An 803-nucleotide genomic window follows, 5' to 3' on the forward strand; every position below is an offset into this window, starting at 1 on the left:
ATCAATCCACCAGTCACGGAGAAAAAAGCAGCCTGAACAAGAGAGTTAGACTCTCATCATTCCACCAGGTGTTTCAAATTCATTGACACGTTCCGTTCGAGTTCGATGATCAACGATCGCAGCCCGTTCGCCAGATCGGTATGGGTCGCAAATTCAATAGGTTTCACCATGACCGAACTCCGTCCATGCGCTTTTCAAGAAGATTACGCAAACGAGGCACATCTCTGACCAAGCCATCCTTGACCACTTCAGGGAACGGCCGCGGCGCGGTATGCGCCTGGTAGTGAAACTGGCGTGCAGCGGAGTCAAGAAAATCAGCCGCTACCCGATGCTTTGTCTTGAGTAACTGTGCCGACAATCGATAGACGTCGGCCTCCCGCCCCGACTTCGGTAGTCTGCGCATTGCCACCGCATCGGCAAGCGAATTGACCAGATCGGCCTCCGTTTCTCTGTTCCACACGATGCTTTCTCTTCCAAAAATCTGCGAAAGGAGATCGTCCTCGGGTACGTGCTGAAGCGCTGCGGCGACACCGCCTCTGTCGAGCACGCCCCACGATGTGACTCGATAAACTGGACCGTTCTTGTCCATACCAACAAAGAACTGTTGCTGTGCGAGCTCGATAGCGCGTAGCACCTCGGAGCGTGTGCATTCGAGTGCTTGTGCGGTGTAATGTAATGTGGCTCGTGCACCGAGTTTCTCCAGTGTAACCGGAACGTGTCAATGAATTTGAAACACCTGGTGGAATGATGAGAGTCTAACTCTCTTGTTCAGGCTGCTTTTTTCTCCGTGACTGGTGGATTGA

1 protein-coding gene is annotated in these 803 nt (G+C 52.7%); it reads right to left on the minus strand.

Features of this window, described 5'->3' with window-relative positions:
• Nucleotides 1-163 precede the first annotated feature (163 nt).
• A complete protein-coding gene (locus HMPREF9710_RS01490; RefSeq protein WP_040774880.1) occupies nucleotides 164-634 on the minus strand; it encodes a hypothetical protein in 471 nt (156 codons plus the stop codon).
• Nucleotides 635-803 lie beyond the last annotated feature (169 nt).

Source organism: Massilia timonae CCUG 45783 (assembly GCF_000315425.1).
GTDB classification, from domain to species: Bacteria; Pseudomonadota; Gammaproteobacteria; order Burkholderiales; family Burkholderiaceae_D; genus Telluria; species Telluria timonae.